Here is a 4,000-nt window from a genome sequence, read left to right as displayed (position 1 = left end):
TATGCAATATATAAAATAAAAATAAATAATCAAACAATATAAATGCTGTTTGTTATGTATAAAATGATGTATAAAATAACACAACTATGCATATCTCAGAAATTTTAATAATAAATAAAAAAGGCGGCACATCCACTTGATTGTGGACGTGCCGCCTTTTCTCTTATTTTTTATAGTTCTTCACAATTCTCTTCGAAATATGATTGTAGTTTCGCAATAACTTGCATCGGTTCATGACCTTCAATTTCATGACGCTCTACCATCGTTACAATTTTTCCATCTTTTAATAAAGCAAATGATGGAGAAGAAGGTGGGTACCCTTCGAAATATTCACGCGCTCTTGCTGTCGCTTCTTTATCTTGACCTGCAAACACCGTTACAAGGTGGTTAGGACGTTTATCATAATGTACGGAATGCGCAGCAGCAGGACGAGCAATACCACCTGCACAACCACATACAGAGTTTACCATTACAAGTGTTGTTCCATTTCTTTTAAACGCTTCTTCTACCGCTTCCGGCGTCGTCAATTCTGTATATCCAGCAGAGACAATCTCTTCACGCGCTTGGCGGACAACATCATTCATAAAAAAGTTAAAATTAATCACTCTTTTCCCTCCTCTAAAACTACCTATTTGTATCTTACCAGTTAATGTTTATGAAATACAAGTAAGTTTACTTGTATTTAAGTATAGAAAAGGTGTTAGAGCTCTTGCTCTAACACCTTTTCTTTAATGACCACGATGTTTTTGCTTTGCTTTTTGTACTTTCATTAAACGTCTTCTTTCTTTTTCAGCTTCTCGCTTCTCTTTAGACTGCAGTTTCTTTTCTTGTTTATGCAATTCATAAGATAAAGTAATCGCCTCTTGCGCCTTAGTAAAACGTTTAATAGTTGTTTCTTTTGCTGCTTGTCGTATGATACGCTTTATGTTTTTAGAACGCTGTTTTTCTTTAACTTCTACACCACATTTTGCAAAGTGCTGAAAATGCTCTAAAAGTGAACCATTCACAAACATAAGCACTTCTTCATCTGACGGTTCCGCCCCAAAAATATACCTCGCCCCATACAATTTCCCTTTTTCTTTACATGTAATGATTCCAACAAAAAATTGGCCATCGTGATATACTGTCAAATCCATTGACAGCCCCTCCTTTAAAAGATTAGAAATACGGGACATCCCGGAGGGGAAGGTTACTGACATGAAATCATGCGTCTGGACTACCAACCAGAGCTGTGTTTTTGTATTTCTTTCACTATTATTATATCTTTTTTTCCATAATCTTTATATATTCAGCAATCATTTTTTTATGCGATCCTACAATATAGTCAGGTAGTTCTGTTACTGAAAAGAATTTAAGCTGAACTGCTTCTTCTTTATTCATAACAAAATCCCCTTCATATTCATCCGTATAATAGGCGGTTGTTACAGATTGAAATTCATCACCGTTTTCTAATTTTGTAAAGTAGTTCGCTCCAGAAAATACATTGATTAGTCGCAAGTTCTTCACTTTTATTCCTGTCTCTTCATATACTTCACGATAAGCTGTTTCTTCTGGTGATTCACTAAGCTCCATTAGCCCGCCAGGTAGCCCCCATTTTCCGTACGGCTCTGTCCGCTGCTGCAATAAAACATATCCATTTTCATTTATAACGAGTACAACAGCACCAACTAAAATTAAAGGGCGATGACCAACTATTTTTCGTAATTCTTCTACATATCCCACCGTATCGCCTCCTTTTTCGTTGTCCACACTATTGTATCATATGTTCGAAACGACAAAATGCGTATATTTTTCATTTTTTTAACAAAATATTTATTTTATGTGATTCATCTACTGTAGCTAACATAATAGATTCGACTTCTGTACTCTCCTCTAGAAATTCTCTCGCCCACGCTTCTGTTTTTCCTAATAATGCAAGAACATCTTTCTGTATCCTCCCATCCTTTACTAATACAAAAGAAACTGGAGATTTTTTTCCCGCCACTTTAAGATCAAGCCGCGAAACTGCTTCATATTCTGGATACCGAAATATAGAAACGACACCGTTCGCTTCCCATAATGCTAATTTAATCGTTTGAATATCGCTCACATTTCGCATACGAAGTTCCGAAAACAAATATTCCACGGTAATTCTCGCCTTTTTCAAATTGCTAAAATCAATGGAACCATTATGTATAAGAATAATAGGTGCTGGCTCTAAAAAACGTCTCCATCTATCCCATTTCAGCATTAAAACTGAGCTTATAATATGAAGTACAACAAGTATGAACGTTGTAATCATCGAGCCCAGTAACCCTACTTTTTCATCAGACAATGCGTTAGAAATATTCCCACCAAGCAATAACACTAATACAACATCTAAAAAACGAAGTTGTGCGATAGACCTTTGCCCCATCGCTTTCGCAACTAATATTAAAAATATGTATGCTATAATAGCCCGAATAGCCCATTCACTATTAGAAAGATGCCGTGCTCCTTCAAAAATATGTATATGCATCACTTTGCACTCCTTACCCGTCTCAAACTGCTATCCTGTTTTAGTTTGCAACGTTTATGAGCATATATGTAAAAAAGCTGGTTCGTTTAAAAACGAACCAGCTTTTTTTACTTAACTGAAAACATATATTTTTTATACGTTTTCCGTACCGATAGTATGAGCCCCATCATAATCATATTTGAGAATAAGGAACTTCCCCCATACGATAAGAAAGGTAATGCAATACCTTTTACAGGCATTAATCCAACGATCATACCGATGTTTTGGAATATTTGAACTGTTAATATACCGATTGATCCAGCGCATAATAATGTACCAAATAAATTATCAGCGGAATAACCAATAATAATTGTTCGATATAGTAGTAATAGGAACAAGAAGACAACTAAGGCTGCTACGATAAATCCACCTTCTTCGGCAATTGTAGCGAAAATAAAGTCAGTATGCTTCTCTGGGATATAGACGCTTCCTCCACCGTATCCTTTACCTTCCATTCCTCCACTACCTACAGCTAAAATCGATTGCTGTGTTTGATAACCTTGATCTGCATTTTCAAATGGATTTAACCAACCTACAATACGCGACTGTTGGTGAGGTTTTAGTAAAGTAACTAACTTATTATAGAAAAAATCTGGATACTTAAAGAAAATAAATATTAAAGCAGATAATATGGTCAACGGAATAACTGTACATAATGCTATCAATTTCTTTTGAATACCTGACATAAATAAAATACATGCAATAGCAGCAGCATATAAGAACACCATACCTGTATCCGGTTGGCTATATACAACAGCCATAGGCGGAAGAGAAACTAGCATAATTTTACCTACTAATTTTAAATCCGTTTGGAATGTCCTCGCCATATACTGCGCATTATGTTTCACAGCTATGCTTGCTACTACAAGAAGCAATGCAATTTTGAAAAACTCAGACGGCTGAATTTGTCCAAGTACTGGAAAAACGAACCATCTTTTTGCACCTAATTTTTCAGGTGTGAAGGTGGAAACCGGTAGTATTTTCAAAAGAATAAGTGAACCAAACCCGGCAATATAAAGTGGCCAAGATAATTTTTGCAATTGATCTAAGTCGATGCTTGCAACAAGAAGTAACAATACAACCCCAATTATGTAGTTAACACCTTGTTTCATAGCAAAGTTTGCAGCTCCATACTGTCCCGTTTGCTGACTGCTATATATAGCAGCTATACTCGTCACACATAGTGCACACAAAATTAAAATTAATTTTACATCTAAACTTTTTAGAAACTCGGTACTTCTTTTCATGACATCCTCCTGAAACATTGTTACGGCAAAAATAAAAAACCAGGAGTCAACATTCTTCATGTTTTGACGACTGATTACACATTATCTATAAAACACTTATATAGAATAACTCTCTTTTTCATACAATACAATATATTATACTACAGTTTCGTCAGTAAGATTTGCCAAAAAAATTATTCTTTTCTTATTTTATATCCATATACCATATATCAGCAAT

General features: G+C 35.3%; 5 protein-coding genes. All 5 read right to left on the bottom strand.

Annotation, left to right across the window (positions count from 1 at the left end):
* Positions 1-170: 170 nt before the first annotated feature.
* On the bottom strand, positions 171-584 hold the full coding sequence (locus tag ACQGS6_RS24065) for a BrxA/BrxB family bacilliredoxin (RefSeq protein WP_001979317.1): 414 nt from the start codon (positions 582-584) through the stop codon (positions 171-173).
* 144 nt (positions 585-728) lie between these two features.
* Positions 729-1,136 (bottom strand): YjdF family protein, encoded by a 408-nt coding sequence (locus tag ACQGS6_RS24060; RefSeq protein WP_000366587.1) that lies wholly within the window; start codon positions 1,134-1,136, stop codon positions 729-731.
* 121 nt (positions 1,137-1,257) lie between these two features.
* The gene (locus ACQGS6_RS24055; protein ID WP_426965717.1) at positions 1,258-1,722 is read right to left on the bottom strand and encodes an NUDIX hydrolase; all 465 of its coding nucleotides are present in this window, start codon (positions 1,720-1,722) and stop codon (positions 1,258-1,260) included.
* Positions 1,723-1,792: 70 nt separating this feature from the next.
* Positions 1,793-2,497 carry a DUF421 domain-containing protein gene (locus ACQGS6_RS24050; protein ID WP_000547390.1) on the bottom strand — a complete coding sequence of 235 codons (705 nt, stop codon included), beginning with the start codon at positions 2,495-2,497 and terminating at the stop codon, positions 1,793-1,795.
* A 107-nt stretch (positions 2,498-2,604) separates the two neighbouring features.
* A complete protein-coding gene (locus ACQGS6_RS24045) occupies positions 2,605-3,783 on the bottom strand; it encodes an FtsW/RodA/SpoVE family cell cycle protein (protein ID WP_000831182.1) in 1,179 nt (392 codons plus the stop codon).
* Positions 3,784-4,000: the final 217 nt, after the last annotated feature.

The organism is Bacillus sp. GMs2/2, from assembly GCF_050172095.1.
Classification (GTDB): domain Bacteria; phylum Bacillota; class Bacilli; order Bacillales; family Bacillaceae_G; genus Bacillus_A; species Bacillus_A cereus.
Note: the sequence above shows the minus strand (reverse complement) of the source record. Positions and strands in the feature narration are given on the sequence as shown.

Bases quoted from the DNA above. Each gene is read 5' to 3' on its own strand.
- ACQGS6_RS24065 (WP_001979317.1), bottom strand. From the start codon at position 584: ATGAATGATGTTGTCCGCCAAGCGCGTGAAGAGATTGTCTCTGCTGGA.
- ACQGS6_RS24060 (WP_000366587.1), bottom strand. From the start codon at position 1,136: ATGGATTTGACAGTATATCACGATGGCCAATTTTTTGTTGGAATCATT.
- ACQGS6_RS24050 (WP_000547390.1), bottom strand. From the start codon at position 2,497: ATGCATATACATATTTTTGAAGGAGCACGGCATCTTTCTAATAGTGAA.
- ACQGS6_RS24045 (WP_000831182.1), bottom strand. From the start codon at position 3,783: ATGAAAAGAAGTACCGAGTTTCTAAAAAGTTTAGATGTAAAATTAATT.